Raw genomic sequence first — 22495 nt, 5'->3', positions numbered from 1 at the left:
ACTAAATTTCGCACACGCAAACAAGCTTATGACGCCCTTCATGGATATATTGAACTCGAATACAACCGCATTCGGATCCATTCTACCTTAGGCTACAAGTCCCCGTATGCGTTCGAAAAAAGCTATTACGAGCAACTCCAGGTTTCATAAAGTTGTGTCTACTATATTGACATAAGCTCATAATCGGCTATTTAACTGTATGAAATCCAGTATAGGTGCCTACGCTCCTAGTCATTCTGCGCATTCAGGCAATTTGAACGTTGAGTTCCAAGCCATGCTGCACATTCAGGCAAGTGAACGTTAAGCTGCAAGCCATGCTGCACATTCAGGCAAGTGAAAGTTAAGTTCCAAGGGATGCTGCACATTCAGGCAAGTTGAACGTTAAGCTCCAAGGGATGCTGCGCATTCAGACAAGTTGGGAAGTTAAGCTCCAAGCCATGCTGCACATTCAGGCAAGCTGAACGTACAAATTCCTCTAGAAAGAAAATTCTCACTCCGCAGATTCAACTAACTAAAGCAGCTGTTCTAACATACCCTCAGACAACTCGTAATAGCGTACTCTGCGCCCCTTTGAGATCGGGCGAAGCCATCCTTTGGCTGTTAGGGAAACAAGGTGCTTTCGAGCGGTGCGGAAATCGATGCCCCATTCGTCTTGAAGATCTTTAGGCCGGACGGGTCTGCCGAGTCTAAATGCAAGATGGATCAGCTCCTTCTCCATTTTAACAGCGGGCAGGGTGTGCTCTTGCCGAAGCAAGTAAGGTCCAATGACCATCTGAAGCAGCATACGGCATACCTCTGGCCGGTTCTGGACATCATCGAAGGAGAAATGGATCATTTTCCATCCCAGCCCCGTTAGAAAAGTATCCCGGTTCAGCGAATAGCTGAATTTCTCACGGTCCATATCCTTTACATGACTTTGAAACCCGTCGCATTCAATGCCGTAGCGCCCGAATGGAGCAATGAAGGCAAAGTCAAGAAATTGAGACTTGCGGTTCCAATCGTAAATCTCGTACTCCGGATGCAAATGATCGAAATTACCGAATAATGGCCACCACACGTGTTGGAGCAGCAGTTTTTCGGCATATTGATGTCCTCGCTGCAGCCGGCCTTTTCGTTCTCCAGTACGCCTAACCATATGCTCCTCGATAAAAGCTGCATGCTTAACCTCAAAATGACTCAACTTCCCGGCCTCCCATTTCCCTGCATACGACAAAAAAGAACGCCCGCCTGCCAGAATGGCATTCGGACGTTCTTCGTCTGTTTCCTATTGTAGCAAGCTTGCCAGATTTGGTCCAGTAGAATTTAAAGTTAAATACGAATCGAATAGAGCCGATTGCAGCAAGCTAGTTGCCTGCACCGCATACAATTCCCAGTGTGTGCAGCTCCCAGTGTGTGCAGTTCCCAGTGTGTGTATCTCGCAGCGTGTGCAGTTCCCAGTGTGTGTAGCTCCCGCCGCACACAGTTCCCAGCGTGTGCAATTCCCAGTGTGTGCAGTTCCCAGTGTGTGCAGTTCCCAGCGTGTGTATCTCGCAGCGTGTGCAGTTCCCAGTGTGTGTAGCTCCCACCGCACGCGGTATCGGAAGGTGTCGGAGGTCAACCGGTGCCTTTGTTCGAAGCGCGAAACGCAGAGCCGCACCCGGCCGGATGATTTATGTTCCCCAAAAAAACAAGCCTGCTGACCGCAAAGGTTCAGCAGGCTTGTTTTCTATACCTAATGAGTTTGTTTACTCCGTCGGAAGCTTCTTGCGAAGCAGTTCCATTTGCTGCTCAACCAAGGCATTTTTCTGCGCGTCAGGCGTTACCTGGCCGGCTGTATCCCCATGAGGAGCGTAAGTCTGGCGCTTCACATCAAGATGCGCTTCCCACTGGAGAATCTTCTCTTCCATGCGCTGAAAGCCGCGGGCAGCCGAACCGCCATCAAGAACGCCGGGGCTGCAGCTGAAGCTGGGTACTGCAGCTTGCGATTTGGCAGCAGCTTGTTGAATGCGGGCTGTCAAATCATCGCGTTTCTTCTGCATGACAACCAGCTCGGCTTTTGCTTCCTCCAGACGTTTGGCAAGCAGCGGAATTTGGTAATTGGCTTGATCCAAGGCGTTGCGGTACTCCTGAGCCTTTTGCGTATATTGAAGCTTCGTGGAAAGCAAGTCGCGGGCCTGCGCCTCGTTGCCGGCAGTTAATGCATCGAGTGCTTTGGCTTCGCTCAGCTCAGCGAGCTTGGCAGCTTCATCCGCCTGCTGCTGAAGGACCCGAGTCTGCACCTCTTGCTTGGTCAGCTCCTGCTGGATCTTCTCGATCTCAGCCTGCGCCTCTCTGACATAGTGGTTCATCATCATCGCCGGATCTTCCAGTTTATCAAGTAATTCACCTGTAGCGGCCCTTGTCAATTGAATCAATCTTGTAATAACACTCATTGTATTCACTCCTTAAAATTTGTGTAGGCTGCTGGTGTAGAGCACCTCGTAAGGTGCCTTAGGTACGATGAAGCTGGCTAGAACGTAGATCAGGAACGTCGTTCCGAAGCTGAAGCATGCAGATGCAATTAGGATGAGTCTGACGATGGTAGGGTCAATGCCAAACCATTCAGCGACACCGGCGGATAAACCGGTTATTTTGCGATCCATGGTGGAGCGGTATAATTTCTTCATTTGTGAAAATCCCCTTTCATTTAATCCGATTGATACATTCCGTATTTGATAACCTAAGTTTAAAGCAGAAGCGTTTGCTGGAGAACCGTCCTGCGACGGTTTTTGAAACTGGCCTTTAGGCGGGGATGAAGTACGTCTTAAGGCGCTTTTAACCATACGTCCGGCTGCGGCCTGGGCTGAATTCACGCGTCCAAGCTTTCGCGGCGGCGCTTCCCATGGCATGAATGCGCCTCAAACTTGCCAATAATAAAGCGGCCCGGTATCATGAACGGAACATCAGTAATGCAGAAGGAGAGCATGAACGAAGATGATTCGATCAGCAAAGCGTGAGGATGCACCGCAGGTTATGCCGCTTATTCAGGCTGCAATTGGCTCCATTGCCTGCTTGCTCGCTGGAACAACAGACGGGGAGCTGGCCCTGAGCCGGCTTGAGGCTTTTTATAAGCAAAAGGGGAACCGGATCAGTTATGAGCATGTCATTGTAGAGGAGCGGGAGGGGCGGGCAGTCGGTATGCTTATTGCCTATCCGGGCGATGGGGCAGGTGCGCTGGACAAGCCTTTCATGGTGAATTTGCAATCCGGTGCTTGTATCATTAAGGAAGCAAGAGACGGTGAATATTATTTCGATGCGATTGCAGTGGACGAGTCGTTTCGGGGGCAAGGTATTGCACAGCATCTGATGCTCGCCGGAGAGAAACGGGCCATTGCGGCAGGTTACGATAAAGTGGGCCTGATCGTAGAGGAATATAATGACCGCGCTTATGATTTATATAAGAAGAAAGGCTTCCATGAGGATGGGGGCCTGCAAATTGGGGAGAATAGCTACCGACGGATGGTTAAGCGGGCCCTAGGATAAATAAAGGAACGAACGGCTGAGGAATTAGCATGGAAGGCGTCTTCTGACAGGGGAAATGCGTATATTTACGCGAATACCGGTTCAGAGGGCGTTTTTTGTTTATTGACTGCTTTACAACAAAGTTATATAGTATTAAATACTTTAGTGATTATTATTTTAGTAGTAAAATAATTTTCCGCAGCAGCCGCCAGAGGCGTAATAAGCTGCGGTCTGGCCCGAAAGAAGGAATTCAGATGGCGTACAATACCGAGCTCTTAGATGTTGCAGGCCTGTTCCGAACGCTGATCAAGAACATGACCCAGGAGTGGAATAAGCATATGTCCTATGGTCTGTCTTACACCCAGTTCAAGGTACTGTTCAAGCTGCATTCCTGCGGATCGCTGAAGGTATCGGAGCTTGCCGAATCATTGGGTCTCACATCAGGAGCGATTACAGGCATATCCGATAAAATGATTGCGGAGGGGTACGTTGAACGTTCGCGGGCCGAGGATGATCGAAGGGTCGTATACATCGAGATCACAAGCAAAGGCGAGCAAATGCTGGACCGTGTGCTCAATGATCAGAAAGATACGATGACGGCGTTCTTTGACCGGCTGCCGGCTGAGGATATCCAGCATCTGAAACGCATCTTTGCCAAGATGCTTGAAAGAATTAATGAATGACAACTTACTTAAGGGGAGAAGAGAGTAATCATGGAGCATTTATCAAGTAAACGCAAGCTCACCATTATGTTCGGGATTATGTTCGCGATGTTCTTTGCGGCGATTAACCAGACGATCGTGAGTACAGCTATGCCGAGAATTATCGCACAGCTTGGCGGAATGGATTTATACACGTGGGCCATTACGATCTATATGCTCACTTCAACGATCGCAACCGTGCTCGTCGGTAAGCTGTCCGATATTTATGGAAGGAAACCATTTATATTGTCAGGTATTGTGTTCTTTATTGTAGGGGCCTTCCTGACTGGCACATCCACTGATATTTACCAAATGATTACGTACCGCGGGATTCAGGGCATCGGTGCCGGTATCATCATGGCAACAGCATTCACGGCAGTTGGAGACTTGTACCCTCCTCGTGAGCGGGGCAAATGGACCGGCGTTATGACTGCTGTATTTGGTTTCTCCAGCGTAATTGGGCCGACGCTTGGCGGTTACATCGTCGACCATATGGCATGGAAATGGGTCTTCTGGATCTTCCTGCCGCTTGGTATTATTGCTTTCGTGATGATTCTGACCTTGTTCCCGAAAGTGCCGCGCAAAGCAGGTCAATCTATCGACTACGTGGGTTCGTTATTGCTTACTACGACCATCGTTCCGCTGCTCCTTGCCTTCACGTGGGCCGGTTCCAAATATGAATGGGCATCCGGGCAAATCTTAGGTCTGTTTGCCGTGACGCTCGTATCGCTTATTCTATTCCTTATCGTGGAGAGCAAGGTGAAAACACCGGTGCTGTCTCTGGATCTGTTCAAAAACGGTGTCGTAACGCTCTCCAATATCATTGGTTTCCTGATGAACTTCGGTATGATGGGGGCGCTGATTTATCTGTCATTCTTCGTACAGGGCGTCTTGGCAATATCACCGACACATGCCGGTTATGTAACGATGCCGATGTCGATCGGTATGGTTCTGACGAGCGCGGTCGGCGGTCAAATTATCAGCCGTACGGGCAAATACAAACGTTTTGCTTTAATCGGTATGCCGATCATGGTTGCGGGTATGCTAATCATGGTCTTCATGAACAGTGTGTGGATGGCCGTAATGGCCATGATTATCTTCGGATTGGGACTTGGGCTTGGTATGCCGGTCTTCTCCTTAACGGTTCAAAATGCGGTGCCGCATAAAGAGCTTGGCGCAGCGACAGCTTCGCTTCAGTTATTCCGTAACCTGGGCGGCACGATCGGTATTGCGGTCATGGGTACGGTGCTGGCATCCAGCTTGAAAAGGAATTTGACCAATCTCGCCGCATCCGGTGAAGGCGCCGATCTGTCCAAGCTTGATCCTGCGGTGCAGCAGAAATTTGCAGCCTTTGCGAACCCGCAGATGCTGACGAACCAGCCGGAACTGGAGAAGCTGCACCAAAGCCTGCCCGCTGACCTGCAGCCGGTCTTCGCCAAGACGATTACTTTGCTTCGCGACGCACTCAGTGAGTCACTGTCAACGGTATTTCTAACCGGTACGCTGATTCTGGTGGTTGCCGTTATCTTAACCTTTTTCATCAAAGAAATTCCGCTGCGGACAACGAATGCAGCAGCTGCAGAACCGGCGGCAGCTCCCCCTGAGAAAGATGTATCTTCTGGTGTCAAGCAAATGGGCAAGAAGCTCGTCGGCCAAGGTGAATAAAGGCTATTAAGTCAAATCTCCCGTTCCTGATATAAGGCAGCCTCCAACTCGTGTGTAATGCGGGAAGGAGGCTGCCCTTTGTTATTTTCTAAGAAGAAGGACGCTTAACGACATTAAAATTATCATCAAGCAATAACCAGTTTTGCGGGAAGCTCAGGCCCAGTTTCCAGTAGCTTATTCCCCTGAGGTTTAACTCCTTTAATAAATTGAATTTGGCCTGGATCGAACGGGCATCCTCAAACCATACGACATGTTCCTTGCGGTTGCCGTCCCAGTAATGAAAGAACGGGGCCTGTGCATCGTTATCGTATAGAATCTCGGCATTGCGTGTACGCGCCAGAGCGATAGCAGCTTGAGGACTTAATGCCCTGGCATAAGCGCCGCCGGCAACGTAGGGCAGGGTCCAATCATAGCCGTATAGATTCTGGCCCATTAGAATTTTGCCCGCAGGCATCTCGGTCAGCGCATATTCAAGTACGCTGCGGACAGGGCCGATAGGCGATACTGCCATCGGAGGGCCGCCGCTGTAGCCCCATTCATAGGTCATAATAATAACGAAGTCCGCGATCTCCCCATGAGCCTTGTAATCATGCGCGGTGTACCAGGCGCCCTCCTGGGTTGCGCTTGTTTTGGGAGCTAGAGCCGTTGACATGGTGAGTCCGGCTTCGTGAATGACATTGACCGCTTTACGCAGGAAGCTGTTGTAAGCTTCCCTGTCGGCGGGGCGTATAAATTCAAGATCAAAATGGACATCCCCGAAGCCCAGCTCCTTAGCCATCTGCACGATGTTGGCCAGCAGTTTATCCTGCAGTGCGCTGTCGCTCAGGACGAGCTGACCCAATTCGGCGCTGAACGCATCGTTCTCCAGATTCGTAATGGTCATCATCTGCGCGACTTGATACTGCCGTGCAATGGCTCTGAAATTGTCCAGCGGCGGCGGCTTTAGCGTACCGTCGCGCTGAATCTGAAAGCTGGACAGAGCAAGGTAAGTCAGATAAGGCGCGGCTTTCCTTGCAGACTCCGTAAGCGCCGGCGGGACGGTGGTCCCTCTTAAATCGACATACGCATTGACCTCCGCGTTCCGTCTGGGCATTGGCGGTATGTATAATCGCAGCCCAACCGGAAGCGGCGCATTCAATTCCAGACCATTAACCGATGCCAAGGTCTGGGCACTCGTATCGAACTGGCGTGCAAGTGTTGTCAGAGTATCCCCCTGTTTCACCCAATAATATTGCCCGACAATCGGAATGACCAATGCCTGTCCGATGACCAGCGCATTGCCCGCTGTCAGCTCATTAGCCTCCGTAATCTCATTCACCGAAACCCCATAGGTCTGAGCAATTCGATACAGCGAGTCGCCGGACCGGACGACGTAGATTTGCATGCTTATTCCCCTCCCCTTTGAGTAAAAAATACCTCCTGCCGTGCCACTTGCACATCACTTCGATTGTATTCACTCTCCGGCAAATGAATGCCTGATAAGGGGCTGGATTATTAGTAGAAACAGCAGAAATACTGGAGAAAATTTCCGGCATATTGCTACAGTTAATTTACAATCCGTTATCAATCGCTAATGATCCGATGCTAAACGACAAAAGCTCCTAATATTCGCTGTAGAAAAAGATCGATACAAATTGTATACTCAATTGAGAAAAAAATTAGTAATTTTATTAAAAAATGAAATATTAAGTAAATTTTAAGGGGGATATGAAGGGTGAGAATGACTCGAAGATGGAGAACGGTAATTTCTTTATTTGTACTAGTTCCGCTGTTTATTATTCTGACAATTCCAATGAATAACGTTTCCGCAGTCGGTAACGAGGTTTCTACACCTTTAAATTTGAGGCCTTCAATAAGCAATTCGACAGCCATCGTATTGACTTGGGATACGTCTATAAGCACGGCTGGAACGATTACAGGTTATGACGTATACATAGGTTCTTCTCTTGCAGGCACATCGAAGGCTGACAATAGTTTCAAAGTAACAGGATTGACAAGCGGCACTCCGTATACCTTCTACGTCATTGCGATCGATAGCGCGGGAAACCGTTCACTTCCTTCCGAGACGATTACGCTTTATACAGGGGCCGATGCATTCGAACAAAATAATGATGCCAGCCATGCATTCAAACTTATCTATGGGGCCCGATTTTCAGGTTTTATTTCCACTGCAGCTGATATCGACTATTTTAAATTTTCCTCAAGTACGAAAGTGACCAGCATCATGTTCCTCATAAGCAAGGCAGTTAATTATAAGCTCGAAGTATATGACTCCAATATGACTCTCATCCAAGCACAGGAAAAGATAGATTTGAGTTTCTCCAATCAACAAACACGGATACTTACATTCCCTACTGCCCCAGGCTCCGTTTATTACTTGAAGGTGTATACACCTGATGGAGTAATTAGTCCCCAATCCTTTATGCTCTACCTTTCTCCAGCCAAGACTGAATATGTATACAACAACCGCGGACAACTCCTTCAGTACTCCTCCAGCTATACCTATCGCCGCAATCAAACCGAGCTGAAGTACGACAATAATGGAAACTTGATTAAGAAAATCAATGCCTGGCAGCAATTTACTTATTTAGATTCAGATATTACGCCAACAACCCGGCCAACGGGGAACTTTGCTTATTCAAATCTGGGACTGGATATGATCAAGAGAAGTGTCGGTATATGCTTGGATCGCAGCATGGAGATCGGACGCATTGAACTAATAGATAGCGACGCATCCACGAGAGTCGTTCAATCCAATTATAGCTTATATCAGAGTGCAGACAATATTACTTATACACCGATTTCAAACTGGACCTTTAATTCTTCCATTGTCAATAACCGCATCGTTCATACTTTCTCGTTCTCGGGCTTGAACACCCGGTATGTTAAAATTCGTACTTCATATTCAGATAGTCTCCCAACTTTTGTTCTCAACATAGATAAAGACATCAAGGTATATCTTAACCAATAATATCAATAAGGTAGATGGGGGATAACCAATTGAGAATCTATATTATAAGCTTGAAACGTACGATCACCGTTCTGCTGCTTATTACTTTGTTAGGTCAGCTTATAGAGCCTCTGAAACCGTCAATTGTTAACGGGGATGCTCCAATTACGGAGGACGGAGAAGCGCAATTTACAGTTCAAATGATCCTGGACCGGTTTCAGACAACGGATGCCTTTATCCAGACACAGGTTGATAATGGATATTCCCTGACTCAAGTCTTCTCTATCTTTGCAAAAGCGGAGCTGGACGGCAGCAATTACGATCAGGCGCGGGCTGCCATCTTCCCAACCGAGCTTAATTTATCCAATACTGCAGCTTCCTCGGTGTACAATCAGCTTCCAGCTCCAACGTTTGGCGACATCTCCGTATTTACTGACAATCCGTATTCGGACCGCCAGTCGGATACCGCTTCCGCTATTGCAAGCAAAAGTATCAATGCAACTTCAAATACATTCAGCAGCAGCCCTGTTGAAGAGACTGCTCCTGCTTACAGCAAGACCGTTATGAATCAAGCTCCGTTTTCGGTAGGTTCCAGCGGTGAATCAATATCAACATTATCGAGAGGGGTGCCAATCTGATTCATATCCGTGTTTGGGGTGAAATAAACTCGGAGTCCATTCATCCTGTAAGTTAACCGCAGAATCCATGGCAAAGAAAGGCAATAAGAAAGTGCATCTGAAATCATTGGCAATATTTAACCCAACTGCTATCATAGACTATAAGGAAAGAGTATTTGCATCCGAAGCTAGTTCATACTCGAAGGTGCTGCTGGTTTAGTACCTTTAGGAGCAGCCGTGTATTAACTTTGAGGAGGTTGTGGATATGGGTGATTTGAAGGATCGAGAGCTGATTTTCGTATTTACCGGACCGGATGGATCGGGGCGAAAGTCGGTAGCGGACAGTGTTGGGACGACGCTTGGTTTATCCAAGGTGCTGTCATATGCGACACGTAAGCCAAGACCGGGTGAAGTCAACGGCCAAGATTATCATTTTATCACTCCCGAACTCTACGACCAGCTTGCCGCTGAAGGCGGATTCATTGAAAGTGTCACGATCCGTGAGACTCACTATGGGCTTCGTGATAAAGATATTGAGCGGAACTTTCAGAATAAAGGCTGCATTTATCTGATACTGAATCCTGAAGGTGCGGAGAAGCTGAAGCAGACCTACGGCGAACATGTGATTCGGTTATTTATTTATGCGGATCGCAATACGATCGAGACCAGGCAGCTTGCAGAGGGGCTGACTGAAGAGGATGTCGCCATGCGCCTCAGTCACTACGAGGCAGATATGGCCTACCAGCTGCAGTGCGAGCATGCGTTTGAGAATTATGATTTGTCCCACACGGTGTTTGATATTACGAATACGCTGGAAACCTATCTGAAACGGAATTTGGAAGAGCGAGATTAGCTGCATGTCTATAGAAAACGAATGAAGAACCCGCCCTCGAGAACGATGAGGAGCGGGTTTCTTTGACGTACAGGCAAAAGCGATAAGGGAGAGGCGAATTTCTCACGGGCCATGCGAATGTGATAGTCTAATAAACAAACAGCAGCCTAGAAGGAGCAGCCCATGAATCTCACGGTCGCCATTATTATTGTCATTATTGCGCTTGGCTCGATCCAATTGTTCTTCAAACGCAAGTTTCCGCAGACAGAAGTAGAAGCAGAATCAGCGGAGAGCTTGCCGCAGCAGCCCGAGCTGGATGATACACCTGATTTGCCCATTGGACCCGGCTATAAGACGCAGTGGTATGCGGTTAAAACCAGTGAAACGAAAGAGCTTCTCCAAGAAATGCGCCTGACCGACATTCAAACTGCCAATTGGAGATCAGGTCTTTCTGCTGCCGGTGGGGAAGGCTATTATTTTGTTTCCCCGGCAGTCAAGGGGTGGACATTAATCGTGAATCCGATTATGCCGGACATGAGCTTCGAGGATCGTAACAACCCGATAACCGTTATAACACAGTTAAGCAAGAGGTTCGAAGAAGCTTATTATTTTGGGACACACCGGGTTGTCGAATATCATGTATGGGCAAAAGCAGTGGACGGTGAGCTGATTCGTGCCTATGGCTACGTCGGGGATCACGGATTAGTCCTAATTGATCAAGGCGGGCTTACGGATGAGGAGCGGGCGCATCATTTACAGTTCACGGGTCCGGATGCCGAAGAGCCTGTACTGCCAAGTGAAGAGGATGTTCTTCTCATTGCGAAGCTGTGGACCTTTGATCCCGGCAAGGAGGAGGAAGACTATCCGCTGGGAACGGGATTCATTGGAGTTATGGAATGAGCTTGTAAAATCCATTTATTTACATTAAAAAGATTAAAGCCTGCATCTTATAAGTTGGGGCAGCGGCGGCGAAATAATACGTGCTTCATAAAAATAAATGCAGCGTGAACCAGTCCATTTGAGCGGGCTGGTTTTTTTGATAATTAAGATCAGTCTCGAACTTATCTCATAAGGCTCACATGGAGAATAAATGAGCTCATTCACATAGATCCGGAATAATACTTTTTTAACAAGGCTGAGCCTATGGAGTGATCATGGATTAATCTTCAAATGAGCGCATCCCGTACCTTGTGTGACATTCTTTCATGCACCGCGGCGGCCGGAGTCAGAATAAAGGCCGGGCTCCCGTGGACAATTTGGATTGTCCTTTGGATCAAGGCTTGCAGCTGAGGTCATATATGGACAATAGCAATATGTCATCCTTGCTTTAGAGCGGAAAATCCCGCACTAGCAGCCTCTTTTAAACCCTACAACAGCCATTACTGGAGAGTTTTCAATCGATTCCGCGAAAACGACATCTATGCGAAACGCTTTCATAACCGATAAAATTTGAAATGTAAACGATTTAAAAAAATATGGGAGGTCATCGTTCATGAAGAAAAGATTCAATGTTTTGACATCCGCAGTCGGGCTGTCGATACTCACCTTATCGCTCGCCGCATGCTCTTCCGGCTCATCGGATGCATCCGACAACAAAACAACCAATACAGCCGATTCCGTCCATAAAGAAGGATTCCCGATCCTGGACAAGCCGATCACCCTTTCTGTTATAGGCCCCGATGTTGGCAGCGCCAAGTGGGATACCATGCAGGTGTTCAAAGACATGGAGAAGCTCTCGAATATCAAGCTGACCTTCCAGACGATCCCGGTCGACAGCTTCGAGACCAAGAAGAATCTGATCTTCGCCAGCGGCACACTGCCGGATATCTTCTATGCAGCAGCACTAACGCCTGCCGAGCAGGTCACCTATGGCAGTCAAGGTACGCTCATTCCGCTCGAGAAGCTCATCAACGACTATGCTCCGAATCTGAAAAAGCTCCTCGACGAGCATCCTGAAGTGCGCAAATCGATCACGACTCCGGACGGCCACATCTATGCGCTGCCTTTCATCGATCTGGGCGCCGTCTGGTACAAAAGCCCGCTGTACTATAACGGAAGCTTCCTCAAAAAGCTCGGCGTGAGCAAGCTGCCAAGCACACCGGACGAGCTGTACGACTATCTCAAACGGGTGAAGACCGAGGATCCCAATGGCAATGGCAAAGCGGATGAAATCCCGCTCACATCGACTAAGCTCAAGGATATTCGGGTTCAAATGCTCGGCTATTGGGGCATCTATGACGAGGTTTATTATGCAGACAAAGAAGGCAAAGTTCACTACACGCCTCAGGAGCAGGGCTACAAGGAATATCTGACCTTCCTGAACCGCCTATGGAAAGACGATCTGCTCGATCATGAGACGTTCTCCCAGACAGATGAGCAGAAGAAATCCAAGGGCAAGAGTAACCAGGTCGCACTGTTTAACGACTGGCTGCCGTATTTCATGCTCGGCGGAGAACCGAATACGGAGAATCCGATCATGGCTCCTCTGAAAACCGATATCCCGGAATCACCCGTCGCAGCCAAGTCCTCCGGCATTTCCAAGAACGGTACATTCGCCATCTCCAAAACGAATCCGGCTCCGGAAGCCACGATGCGTTGGGTTGATTATCAGTACGGCTACGAAGGATCGACACTGTTCGGCCAAGGGCCGGAGAACCTCTTGTGGAAGTTCAAGGATAAAGCGACGCTCACCAAGGAGTGGCTCCCTGTACCGGACGGCGGCGACCGTGAGAACTTCCGCGGCAAGCTGACACCTAACTACGGCATTACGACTCCGGGCGTTACGATTCCAGATGTATCAAAAGGTCTGCGGAGCAATATCGACGATTGGGTTGAAAAGGAAAATAAGGAGAAAATACTACCGTACGCCAAAGTGCCTTACCCGAACGTCTTCCTAACTGAAGCCGAACAGAGCGAAGTGACCTCTATCCTGTCCGATCTCAATACGTACGTTGAGCAGATGGAAGCCAAATTCGTCACCGGACAAGAGCCGCTCAGCAGCTGGGATAAATATTCCGCTCAGCTTAAGAAAATGGGCAGCGAGAAGATCGTTAAGATCTACCAGGATGCCTACGATCGCTGGGATGCATCCGGCAAGTAGGCGCACGCAGCACAAGTATCTGTAACGCATAGCATCTACGGAGCAATGTCCGGCAAAACCTTGCTAAAGCTGGATTTTGCCTGGAATTGTCCGATCAAAATAAACATGTTTGTATAAGCGAATCGACATATTTAAAGTGAAATTCATGCTGCTTTATGTTTTTGGATGCGCTTCAATACTCTTTTTGCAGTGCACACCGCTTAGCTGGGCTCTCCTCGTATGCAATCATGTGTATCCAATCCATCCTGACGGGGAGAGTGCAGCATTTTGAGGCGGCTGGCAATCAAGCAGCACATATTTTCAAGGAGGTGACAGAATGCAGAATACCGAGTCTGTCCTGGTGGACAACCGCATCGTTGGAACACGCAAAATCAATCGTACTTGGAAAGGCATCTTACGCAACTGGGAGCTTTACATCTTCATCGCTCCAGCCTTTCTGTACTTCCTCATCTTCTGTTATGGTCCAATGTACGGTATTCAGATCGCGTTCAGAAATTTTATACCTACAGAAGGCTTCCTGGGGAGTCCATGGGTCGGCTTCGACCATTTTACCCATTTCTTCAACTCCTACTACTTCTGGGATCTCATCTGGAATACGCTCAGTATCAGCTTGTACGAGCTGGCCGTCGGATTCCCGATCCCGATTCTGTTGGCACTTGCTTTCAACGAAGTCAGAACCGGCTTCTTCAAAAAGATGGTTCAAACCGTCACTTACGCACCACACTTTATCTCCGTCGTCGTTATGGCGGGTATGATCATCACCTTCCTGTCTCCTACGACAGGCATCGTCACCCATATTCTTGAGTGGGTCGGCCTGAACCCTCCGGACTTCCTCACGGATCCGAAATGGTTCAAGACCATGTACGTCTTCTCCGGCGTATGGCAAAGCGCAGGCTGGGGAACGATCATTTATCTGGCTGCTCTGTCCGGTGTCGATCCGGGGCTGCATGAAGCCGCAATTATCGACGGCGCAAGCCGCTTCCAGCGGATGAGACACATCAACATCCCGACCCTCATCCCAATGATGACGATCCTGCTGATCCTGAATGTCGGGAGCCTGCTCGGGGTCGGATTCGAGAAGATCCTGCTGCTGCAAAATCCGCTCAATATGGAATCGTCCAACATCATCTCAACATTTGTCTACCAGTCCGGTCTTGTCGATGCCCAGTACAGCTTCTCGACTGCTGTTGGACTGTTCAACTCCGTCGTGAATGCCATCTTGCTTGTTGTCGTGAATCAGGTTGTACGACGCACGAGCGAGAACAGTCTGTGGTAGAAGCCGGCTTAATTATAGTAAGGTTAGAGAGGAGGATGCGTCATGACTACCGCCATTAAGGAATCTCCGCGCGATAAGGTATTCTTGATTGTGAACTATGTGTATCTGTTGTTTGCATTTGTAATTGTGGCCTATCCGGTCATTTATATGCTCAGCGCTTCGATCTCTGATCCGCAGTATGTCGGATCGGGCGAGATGTGGCTGCTGCCCAAAGGCATCACTTTTGATGGTTACCAACGGGTGTTTGAAAATTCTAAGATCTGGAGCGGTTACGCCAATACGATCTTATATACGGTGGCAAGCATAGCCGTCAGTCTCGCCGTAACGCTGCCGGCGGCTTATGCGCTCAGCCGCCGCGATTTTATAGGCCGCAACTTCTTCATGGGCATGTTCATGGTTACGATGTTCTTCGGAGGCGGCCTCGTACCGACCTACCTGCTCGTGAAGGACATGGGCATGGTCAACACGATCTGGGCGATCATCCTGCCCAGTGCTGCATCCATCTACAACATTATCGTGACGCGCACCTTCTTCGTGTCCTCGATCCCCAGGGAGCTTGAGGAAGCGGCTCAGATCGATGGAGCATCGACGACGCGGATGTTTTTTACGATCATAATCCCGCTGTCGATGCCGATTATCGCCGTTATGGCTCTATTCTACGGTGTAGCCCAGTGGAACAGCTACTTCTCGGCCCTCATCTATCTCAACGATGAAGCCAAGTATCCGCTGCAGATCATCCTGCGCCAGATTCTGGTCCTGCAGGAGATGTCCGCTCAAGCCGGAGGCACGGTTGATGCCTCGACGGCATCTGCGCTTAACAACAAAGCGGAGATTGCTGCACTGGTCAAATATGCGGTCATCATCGTTTCGACACTGCCGATCATTGTGATCTATCCGTTCCTGCAGCGTTATTTTGTTCAAGGGGTAATGATTGGTTCCGTTAAGGGCTGATATAAACAAACAACCACATTTAAGGGGGAACAGACATCTATGAGAAAGGCACCCGTGCACAAAATCATGGCCTCGGCGCTTGGCATCACTCTGCTCGCCGCACCGCTCGCCGCCTGCGGCAAAGCGGATAACACCGCAGACAAAGGACCGTCCAACACGGCAGCATCAGTCAACAAAGAAGGCATGCCGATCGTCGCAGAGCCGGTCACGCTCACGATGATGGCTCCGGACTCCGGGGAAGCCAAGTGGGATACGATGCCGGTCATTCAGGAAATGCAGAAGCTCACGAACATCAAGCTGACGTTCCAGAACTCTCCGATTGACAGCTTTGAGACCAAGAAGAACCTGGTCTTCGCAAGCGGCACCCTGCCGGATATCTTTTACGCTGCCGACCTAAAGCCTGCTGAGCAGGTCACCTACGGCAGCCAAGGCACGCTCCTCCCGCTGGAGAAGTACATCGACGAAGGCTACGCGCCGAACTTGAAGAAGATTCTCGATGCGAATCCGCAGATCCGCAAAAATATTACGACGCCCGACGGCCATATCTACGCGCTGCCTAACATCGACATCACAGCTGTCTGGTATATGAGCCCGATGTGGTACAACGGCAAGTTTCTCAAAGCGCTTCATGTCACTGAGCTGCCTAAGACGACCGATGAGTTCTACAGCTATCTGAAACGCGTCAAAACAGAAGACCCTAACGGCAACGGCAAAGCGGATGAAATCCCGCTGACGTCGACCAAGCTGGATGACATCCGCATGTTCATGTTCGGCTTCTGGGGCATGTACGACGAGGTCATCTACAATGACAAAGACGGCAAGGTTCACTATTCGCCGCAAGAGGAAGGCTATAAAGGCTACCTGACGTTCTTAAATAAGCTCTGGTCAGAAAATCTGCTCGATCACGAGATCTTCTCCCAGACGTCGGATCAGAAGAAAGCCAAAGGCAAGAAAAACGAAGTGGCTGTCTTCAACGACTACTATCCATACTTCACCCTGGGCGGTGAGCCAAGCCGCGACAACCCGATCATGCAGCCGCTGAAGAGCGAGATCCCAGGCACGCCAGTCTACGGCAAGCACCCGGGTCAATCGGCCAACGGCGTGTTCGCCCTATCCAAGACGAATAAGAATCCGGAAGCGTCGATGCGCTGGGTCGACTATCTGTACGGCTATGACGGTGCTACGCTGTTCTCCCAAGGACCGGAGAATACACTGTGGAAGTATAAAGATAAAGCGACGCACACGAAGGAATGGCTGCCTGTACCAGGCGGCGGCGACCGTGAAGAATACCGCGGCAAGCTGACTCCTAACTTCGGCATCCTGACTCCGGGCATCAACGATCCTGAAGTGACCAAAGGCCTGAAAAGCGACTTCGATGCCTTCATCGATGAAGAGAATGCCAAGAAGCTTACGCCGTATGCCAAAATCGGTTTCCCGAACGTATTCCTGACGCCGGACGAGCAGTCTCAAGTTACGGCTATGCTGTCCGATTTGAATACGTACGTCACCCAAATGGAAGCAAAGTTCGTTACAGGCCAAGAGTCGCTGTCGAACTGGGATAAATATGCGGCGCAGCTCAAGAAAATGGGCAGCGATAAAATCGTCAAGATCTATCAAGCTGCTTACGACCGCTGGAATTCGGCTGAGAAGAAATAAGCCGGTCATAAGCTAGGCTGAATGAAAATGCGGACAGCGTGCAAGTACAGCAGGCCGGACCGGCTGCTGTTTCATTACTGGCACCCGCTGGGATGCATGGCAGCAAGAGCCGGCACCCTGGGGGTGCCGGCTCTTGCTGTCCTCGTAGATAAGGGATTTGAACGAATACCCGCTTGCAGCATCTCTCCAGCTGAGGCATGGAAGACGCGGCTCAGTCGTAATCCAGATCTTCGTCCGCGAGAACGGCGCCGCTGCTTTCGGCGTGCTGCTTGCGGTACTGTCCCGGTGTCAGCCCCGTCTCCTTCTTGAACTTGCGGATGAAGTTCGGGGTATCCTGATATCCGACCCGTTGAATGATATCCTTCAGCGGATCGCTGGTCGTTTCGAGCTGACGCTTGACTTCCTCCTCGCGCTTTTGCCAGACGTACTGGGTGAAGTTCAGTCCGAACTTCTCCTTGAACGAGCGGCTGAAGTGGGAAGGTGAGATTGCATACTCGTGGGAGATCGACTCCAGGCTGAGTGAGTGATCGCCATAGTGCTCATCGATGTATGTGATGATGCGGTCCATGAGCGTGAGCTCCTCAGTCTTGGCGTTGCTTTCTACTTGAGAGCAGATGCGCGAAGCCAGGCTGAGGAAGCTGTTCTCCAGCTCCTCCAGGGAGCTGAAGGCTGACAGCGGGGGGATATCCCGGTTCACATGGGTGATCCCGAGCTCCGAGGCCGCCTTGAGCATCACATTCAGAATATCAAAGCACATGCAGCGCATGAGCGGGAGCGAAGCGCCGGAGGACTGCAGATAGACGAAGGATTCGCCGATTGTCGGTACCGCGACATCGAAGTTGCCTTGCTTGAGACTCTGAGTCAGCTTCAGCAGCACGCTGGCGGGCAGCCAGAATGCCTTATCCTCTGCATCGTTCAGCTGGGTGAAGTAGCTCGTGCTGCCCGGTCCAGTCGACAGACGGGACTCAAATGCGGAGCAGGCTTCAATGTACGACTGGTTCAGATGATCGGGATTGTCGTAGACCGTGCCGACGCCAAGCGTCAGCGTCAATGGCGGCTGCTCGTCCGGCGATTGCCGGATGGCTGCAACGATGCTCTGTACCTGCTCATCCTGGGTGAGTGTCGCTGCCTGGTCGAACCCGACGATCAGTGCGAGGCGGCCAGGCTCCGGCAGCTCGACTGCATGAACGGCAGCCGACAGCTCAGGGAACTCCCGCTCCGTTAGCTCGCTGACCAGGGAAGATACAGGGGCGAGGTCATCATCCTGCTCCTGAAGGGCGTAATCCTCTTCCCACTCGATGACCAGGACCATGTACCGCGACCGGTCGAATCGGATATGGAAGGCATCCATCAGATCCGGCGGGAGCATCTTGGCATCGCCGTACTTGAGCAGCATGAGGAGGTAGTGGTTCCTGGCATAAGGCTCCTGCCGGTCCGCCTTCAGACTGGAGTCGAGCAGAACACGCCGGATATGCGCGAGCTCGTCGCTGGCGGATCCGCCTCCGCTCCCGGGATTCAGGCGGTCGGCCTTGGTGCTGGCAAAGTCGGCCAGATCCGAGATCGGGAAGTACTGGCGCAGCGCCAGCATTAGCGCGATGATCGCCCCGGCCGCCAAGACGATGACGAAGATGAACAGGATGACGCTGCGGATGTGGCTAACGCTGCTGAAGAATTGACTGCTCTCCATGGCGGTGACATACGTCCAGCCGTTCAATTCCGACTTGACGGAGACGACCGAGTGGGTCTTCCCATTGAGCCGCTGACTGTGGATGCCGCCCGGTTGAGCGAACAGCTGCTGCGTGTCCGCCGTGCTCAGCGACTCACCCTGCTGGTTGGCTGTCAGTACATGTCCCTTATTGTCAAACACATAGGTCAAGCCTTGATAATTCCCCAGGATTGAGCTGATCAGCCCGCGGAACTCCGATTCGTCGATCAGATACAGCAGCGTCCCGTGCGGGTTGGGGCTGTTGGGCGTGATCGGGACCATGTAGGCGAGCAGCGACTGCTCGAGTGACTCATTGCGCATCACCAGATCGGCAGGCCGCATGGTCGGGAATTTCATCTGATTCAGATCCTGTTTGAGCGCCTGCGGGCTCCAGTTGTGAAAGTTGTAGCGCTGGGAGAAAACCTCCAGACTGGACATGCCGGCCGTCGAGTAGATCCGGTCGTCACCATGGAAGTATAAGAACGCTTCCCCGATAATCGAGCTCGTTGCTTTGTATTGGCCCAGCGCATTGATCGCTTCGCTGCTATAGTAGGCATCATGTACCCTGTAGGATGTTAGACGGTTGTCGTATGAGATGCGGGAAGCGATCTCGCTCAGCTCACTCATCCGGGCATCGACCGTCGTACGTGCCTGGTCCAGCTGGTTGAGGTGGGCGCGCTCGATCTCGGTCCTCAGATTGCTTGCTGCGCTCTGATAGATGAGTACGGTCAGCAAGACGAGCGGTACCAATAGGATGATTAAATAGGACAGCATGTATTGCAGAAATAATCGGGATTTGAAGTAACTCCGTTTCATCGCCTTGTCTCCTGTCGTGACAAATCTCGGCAGGGGGATTGATGTGATCCTGCCCGCATGATGTCATCTGTATAATTCCGGTAGATTGTAGGGTGCAGCGACAGCAGGAGCCGTTCGTCTGACATCTACACCGTATCTATGATAGCAGACATCCACTCAATTATGAATCGGGAGCTCAAGGTACTGTCATTCAGGGTCAGCGCTCCGCCCGCGCGAGGAGGATGCGACGGATAAGTTTCGGGCCATTCCAACATGGAGAAATAAATAATGAGCGACAAAAAAAGCAGGTGAACCGGCCGGGACCGAAGAAACATTATTCGAGCAAGACGTCCCTGACTGCAGCAGTAAAATAGATGATGATGATGAGGAGGCCTATCGATGAAAATCGGACTTAGTACTTACAGCCTGCTGGCCGCTATTAAGGCTGGAGAGATGACCGTGCTGGATGCGATCGACTGGATCGCAGACAACGGCGGCGAGCACATGGAGATCGTTCCTTACGGCTTCACGCTCGTGGACAATCCGGAGCTGGCGGACGCCGTGCGGGAGAAAGCCAAGGAGCGCGGCATTGAGCTGTCCAACTACTCCATGCCGGCCAACTTCGTGCAGGAAACCGACGAACTGTTCGAGCGAGAAGTCGCCCGCGTATGCGAGCATGTCGATCTGGTCCACCGGCTCGGCATGAAGCATATGCGCCACGATGTAACGGCCTTCACCATCCCCCAGGAGCTGATGACGATCGGGTGGTTCGATGCTCACCTGCATCAGATGGTTAAAGGCAGTCAGTTGGTCGCGGATTACGCAGCCGCACGGGGTATCACCACCACAATTGAGAACCATGGCTTCAGCGCCCAGGCGAGTGACCGCGTCCAGCGGGTGCTGCAGGGTGTGAACCGTCCGAACTTCAAGACGACGCTCGATGTCGGCAACTTCCTGTGTGTCGATGAGGACCCGATCATCGGCGTGATGAACAATCTCCCTTACGCTTCGCTCGTGCACTTCAAGGACTTCTATATCCGTCCGTACGATCAGAATCCGGGCGGCGAATGCTGGTTCCGCACCTCACACGGCAACTATATGCGCGGCGCCATCGTCGGACACGGAGATCTGCCGATCCGCCGGATCATTAAGCTGATTAAGGATTCCGGCTACGACGGGTACATCACGATCGAGTTCGAAGGGATTGAAGAGTGCCGCTCAGCCTCCCGCATCGCGATGGACAATGTCCGCCGCCTATGGGAAGAATGCGTATAGGCTTTGCTTTGAGATGACTAACCAATGGGAGCGATGATGACGATGAACCGCTTGATCCGAGCCGGTTATGTGAACGATATCCATCTGCCGAAGATGACGGATGAGGACCTTAGCAAGCTGACCCACCTTAATGTGGCCTTCGGCCATGTCAAGAATGATGAGATCGTCACGGGGCATATCCGCCATCTGGATGTGCTGACCCGTATCCGGAACTCACATCCGCACTTGACCATCCTGCTGTCGGTCGGCGGCTGGAGCGCCGGAGGCTTCTCCGAGGCGGCCTCCACCGAGGCCGGCCGGGACCGGATGGCTGCCTCTGCGGTACGTGCGCTGGAGGAGCTGCCGATTCACGGCATCGACCTCGACTGGGAGTATCCCAGCTATGGCGAGGCAGGCATCGGCTACAGTGCGGATGACAAGACGACCTTCACGCTGCTGCTGCGCACAATGCGCGAAGCGCTGGACCGCAAAGGCTCGGCGGATGGCTTCCGCTATCTGCTGACGATCGCCGCCGGAGCCGACCAATACTATGTCGACGGCACCGAGATGGATCAGGTCCAGCAGTATCTGGACTTTATTCAGCTCATGACCTATGACATGCGCGGCGGCTTCCAGATCCTCACCGGGCATCATAGCAATCTCTATACCTCTCCCGGCGACCTGTTCCGGATCAGTGCCGATGCATCCGTCCGCCTGTTCGAGCGTGCCGGCGTGCCGCGCAGCAAGATCGTACTCGGCGCAGCCTTTTACTCCCGGCTCTGGCAGCAGGTTCCGGACCGTGACAGCGGCCTGCATCAGATGGCAGGAACGACCGGCGGCTACGGCCCCGACTACGGCGAGCTGGTGGAGAGCTACATCGGCAAGAACGGCTTCGTGCGCCGCTGGGATGATGCGGCCAAGGCGCCCTACCTGTTCAACGGCAGCACCTTCATCTCCTATGACGATGAGGAGTCCATCGCCTGCAAGTGTGATTACGTCCGGGAGCAGGGGCTGGCCGGCATCATGTTCTGGGAATACAGCTTAGATCCGACCGGAAGGCTGATCGACGCGATGGCCCGGAGTCTGCCGGATTTGCGTTAGCACAGCCGCGCCTCACACGGGGAAACGGCTCTATCCGGTATCCGAGCATCCAACGCTGAGTCAGATGAATATAAATAAGAGGGTGCTCCGCTGCAGGCGGGGCACCCTCTTTCACTTTATATGCGGTTTCTGATGCGTGCTGGTGTACATATCCTTTACTTTTTGTCACAATGATAATTAAGTTGTTTGCATGTATTCCTAAATGTTGAGTCTGCACTTGACCGGCAATTATGGATTCTGGTTCTAAAGATTCATATTGGAGGGGATGACCGACCCGGATGATTATTGGATTTCATCACGCTCAGATTACGATTCCAAAGGGCAGGGAGGAAGAAGCTAAGAAGAGGAGTGAAAATAGCACAGGCGGTTGAATGGAAATTAACTGGTTGAGACGCTATCCTCTATGTAAAAT

The 22495-nt window shown here is 51.0% G+C and carries 19 protein-coding genes; 14 read left to right on the top strand and 5 right to left on the bottom strand.

Annotated features, from left to right (window positions below; genetic code table 11):
- On the top strand, positions 1 to 150 hold a 150-nt coding region (locus tag ACFPYJ_RS25210), incomplete at its 5' end, for an IS3 family transposase (RefSeq protein ID WP_379190991.1).
- Positions 151 to 511: 361 nt separating this feature from the next.
- Here ACFPYJ_RS25210 and ACFPYJ_RS25205 read toward each other — a convergent pair.
- From ACFPYJ_RS25205 to ACFPYJ_RS25195, 3 genes are all read right to left on the bottom strand, one after another.
- Complete coding sequence (locus ACFPYJ_RS25205; RefSeq protein ID WP_379190987.1) at positions 512 to 1180, bottom strand: hypothetical protein; 669 nt, start codon at positions 1178 to 1180, stop codon at positions 512 to 514.
- A gap of 544 nt (positions 1181 to 1724) precedes the next feature.
- On the bottom strand, positions 1725 to 2411 hold the full coding sequence (locus tag ACFPYJ_RS25200; RefSeq protein ID WP_379190986.1) for a PspA/IM30 family protein: 687 nt from the start codon (positions 2409 to 2411) through the stop codon (positions 1725 to 1727).
- 12 nt (positions 2412 to 2423) lie between these two features.
- On the bottom strand, positions 2424 to 2645 hold the full coding sequence (locus ACFPYJ_RS25195) for a PspC domain-containing protein (protein WP_379190985.1): 222 nt from the start codon (positions 2643 to 2645) through the stop codon (positions 2424 to 2426).
- Between the two features lie 307 nt (positions 2646 to 2952).
- Between ACFPYJ_RS25195 and ACFPYJ_RS25190 the strand changes: the two genes are divergently transcribed.
- The 3 genes from ACFPYJ_RS25190 to ACFPYJ_RS25180 all read left to right on the top strand — a co-directional run bounded on the left by ACFPYJ_RS25190 (position 2953) and on the right by ACFPYJ_RS25180 (position 5846).
- Entirely contained in the window at positions 2953 to 3501 is a 549-nt protein-coding gene (locus ACFPYJ_RS25190; protein WP_379190984.1) for a GNAT family N-acetyltransferase, read from the top strand.
- A gap of 233 nt (positions 3502 to 3734) precedes the next feature.
- Entirely contained in the window at positions 3735 to 4163 is a 429-nt protein-coding gene (locus ACFPYJ_RS25185) for a MarR family winged helix-turn-helix transcriptional regulator (RefSeq protein ID WP_379190983.1), read from the top strand.
- Between the two features lie 30 nt (positions 4164 to 4193).
- Positions 4194 to 5846, top strand: a complete 1653-nt coding sequence (locus ACFPYJ_RS25180; protein ID WP_379190982.1) for an MDR family MFS transporter — start codon at positions 4194 to 4196, stop codon at positions 5844 to 5846.
- Positions 5847 to 5934: 88 nt separating this feature from the next.
- On the opposite strand, the gene ACFPYJ_RS25175 is transcribed toward ACFPYJ_RS25180, so the two are convergent.
- Positions 5935 to 7230, bottom strand: a complete 1296-nt coding sequence (locus ACFPYJ_RS25175) for a LysM peptidoglycan-binding domain-containing protein (RefSeq protein WP_379190981.1) — start codon at positions 7228 to 7230, stop codon at positions 5935 to 5937.
- A 336-nt stretch (positions 7231 to 7566) separates the two neighbouring features.
- On the opposite strand from ACFPYJ_RS25175, the gene ACFPYJ_RS25170 reads away from it, so the two are divergent.
- The 8 genes from ACFPYJ_RS25170 (at position 7567) to ACFPYJ_RS25135 (ending at position 17228) form a co-directional block, all read left to right on the top strand.
- Positions 7567 to 8817 carry a fibronectin type III domain-containing protein gene (locus tag ACFPYJ_RS25170; protein ID WP_379190990.1) on the top strand — a complete coding sequence of 417 codons (1251 nt, stop codon included), beginning with the start codon at positions 7567 to 7569 and terminating at the stop codon, positions 8815 to 8817.
- 29 nt (positions 8818 to 8846) lie between these two features.
- On the top strand, positions 8847 to 9434 hold the full coding sequence (locus ACFPYJ_RS25165) for a hypothetical protein (RefSeq protein ID WP_379190980.1): 588 nt from the start codon (positions 8847 to 8849) through the stop codon (positions 9432 to 9434).
- Between the two features lie 244 nt (positions 9435 to 9678).
- Positions 9679 to 10266, top strand: a complete 588-nt coding sequence (locus tag ACFPYJ_RS25160; RefSeq protein ID WP_379190979.1) for a guanylate kinase — start codon at positions 9679 to 9681, stop codon at positions 10264 to 10266.
- A gap of 162 nt (positions 10267 to 10428) precedes the next feature.
- Positions 10429 to 11145 carry a hypothetical protein gene (locus tag ACFPYJ_RS25155; RefSeq protein ID WP_379190978.1) on the top strand — a complete coding sequence of 239 codons (717 nt, stop codon included), beginning with the start codon at positions 10429 to 10431 and terminating at the stop codon, positions 11143 to 11145.
- Between the two features lie 592 nt (positions 11146 to 11737).
- Complete coding sequence (locus ACFPYJ_RS25150) at positions 11738 to 13345, top strand: type 2 periplasmic-binding domain-containing protein (protein WP_379190977.1); 1608 nt, start codon at positions 11738 to 11740, stop codon at positions 13343 to 13345.
- Between the two features lie 316 nt (positions 13346 to 13661).
- Positions 13662 to 14621 carry an ABC transporter permease gene (locus ACFPYJ_RS25145; RefSeq protein WP_379190976.1) on the top strand — a complete coding sequence of 320 codons (960 nt, stop codon included), beginning with the start codon at positions 13662 to 13664 and terminating at the stop codon, positions 14619 to 14621.
- A 42-nt stretch (positions 14622 to 14663) separates the two neighbouring features.
- Entirely contained in the window at positions 14664 to 15572 is a 909-nt protein-coding gene (locus ACFPYJ_RS25140; RefSeq protein WP_379190975.1) for a carbohydrate ABC transporter permease, read from the top strand.
- A gap of 39 nt (positions 15573 to 15611) precedes the next feature.
- Positions 15612 to 17228, top strand: a complete 1617-nt coding sequence (locus tag ACFPYJ_RS25135) for an extracellular solute-binding protein (protein WP_379190974.1) — start codon at positions 15612 to 15614, stop codon at positions 17226 to 17228.
- Positions 17229 to 17439: 211 nt separating this feature from the next.
- Here ACFPYJ_RS25135 and ACFPYJ_RS25130 read toward each other — a convergent pair whose 3' ends face one another.
- Complete coding sequence (locus ACFPYJ_RS25130; protein WP_379190973.1) at positions 17440 to 19749, bottom strand: helix-turn-helix domain-containing protein; 2310 nt, start codon at positions 19747 to 19749, stop codon at positions 17440 to 17442.
- Between the two features lie 378 nt (positions 19750 to 20127).
- On the opposite strand from ACFPYJ_RS25130, the gene ACFPYJ_RS25125 reads away from it, so the two are divergent.
- On the top strand, positions 20128 to 21003 hold the full coding sequence (locus ACFPYJ_RS25125; protein WP_379190972.1) for a sugar phosphate isomerase/epimerase family protein: 876 nt from the start codon (positions 20128 to 20130) through the stop codon (positions 21001 to 21003).
- 42 nt (positions 21004 to 21045) lie between these two features.
- Positions 21046 to 22083: a glycoside hydrolase family 18 protein gene (locus ACFPYJ_RS25120; protein WP_379190971.1), complete on the top strand. Its 1038-nt coding sequence runs from the start codon at positions 21046 to 21048 to the stop codon at positions 22081 to 22083.
- Positions 22084 to 22495: the final 412 nt, after the last annotated feature.

Origin of the sequence: Paenibacillus solisilvae (assembly GCF_042656405.1) — a bacterium.
Classification (GTDB): Bacteria; Bacillota; Bacilli; order Paenibacillales; family Paenibacillaceae; genus Paenibacillus_Z; species Paenibacillus_Z solisilvae.
The sequence above is the reverse complement of the archived record's forward strand: the minus strand, read 5'-3'. Positions and strand labels throughout refer to the sequence as shown.

Coding starts and splice junctions, on each gene's coding strand:
- ACFPYJ_RS25155 (WP_379190978.1), top strand. CDS start 10,429: ATGAATCTCACGGTCGCCATTATTATTGTCATTATTGCGCTTGGCTCG.
- ACFPYJ_RS25190 (WP_379190984.1), top strand. CDS start 2,953: ATGATTCGATCAGCAAAGCGTGAGGATGCACCGCAGGTTATGCCGCTT.
- ACFPYJ_RS25195 (WP_379190985.1), bottom strand. CDS start 2,645: ATGAAGAAATTATACCGCTCCACCATGGATCGCAAAATAACCGGTTTA.
- ACFPYJ_RS25145 (WP_379190976.1), top strand. CDS start 13,662: ATGCAGAATACCGAGTCTGTCCTGGTGGACAACCGCATCGTTGGAACA.
- ACFPYJ_RS25120 (WP_379190971.1), top strand. CDS start 21,046: ATGAACCGCTTGATCCGAGCCGGTTATGTGAACGATATCCATCTGCCG.
- ACFPYJ_RS25160 (WP_379190979.1), top strand. CDS start 9,679: ATGGGTGATTTGAAGGATCGAGAGCTGATTTTCGTATTTACCGGACCG.
- ACFPYJ_RS25170 (WP_379190990.1), top strand. CDS start 7,567: ATGACTCGAAGATGGAGAACGGTAATTTCTTTATTTGTACTAGTTCCG.
- ACFPYJ_RS25180 (WP_379190982.1), top strand. CDS start 4,194: ATGGAGCATTTATCAAGTAAACGCAAGCTCACCATTATGTTCGGGATT.
- ACFPYJ_RS25135 (WP_379190974.1), top strand. CDS start 15,612: ATGAGAAAGGCACCCGTGCACAAAATCATGGCCTCGGCGCTTGGCATC.
- ACFPYJ_RS25200 (WP_379190986.1), bottom strand. CDS start 2,411: ATGAGTGTTATTACAAGATTGATTCAATTGACAAGGGCCGCTACAGGT.
- ACFPYJ_RS25175 (WP_379190981.1), bottom strand. CDS start 7,230: ATGCAAATCTACGTCGTCCGGTCCGGCGACTCGCTGTATCGAATTGCT.
- ACFPYJ_RS25185 (WP_379190983.1), top strand. CDS start 3,735: ATGGCGTACAATACCGAGCTCTTAGATGTTGCAGGCCTGTTCCGAACG.
- ACFPYJ_RS25125 (WP_379190972.1), top strand. CDS start 20,128: ATGAAAATCGGACTTAGTACTTACAGCCTGCTGGCCGCTATTAAGGCT.
- ACFPYJ_RS25150 (WP_379190977.1), top strand. CDS start 11,738: ATGAAGAAAAGATTCAATGTTTTGACATCCGCAGTCGGGCTGTCGATA.
- ACFPYJ_RS25130 (WP_379190973.1), bottom strand. CDS start 19,749: ATGAAACGGAGTTACTTCAAATCCCGATTATTTCTGCAATACATGCTG.
- ACFPYJ_RS25140 (WP_379190975.1), top strand. CDS start 14,664: ATGACTACCGCCATTAAGGAATCTCCGCGCGATAAGGTATTCTTGATT.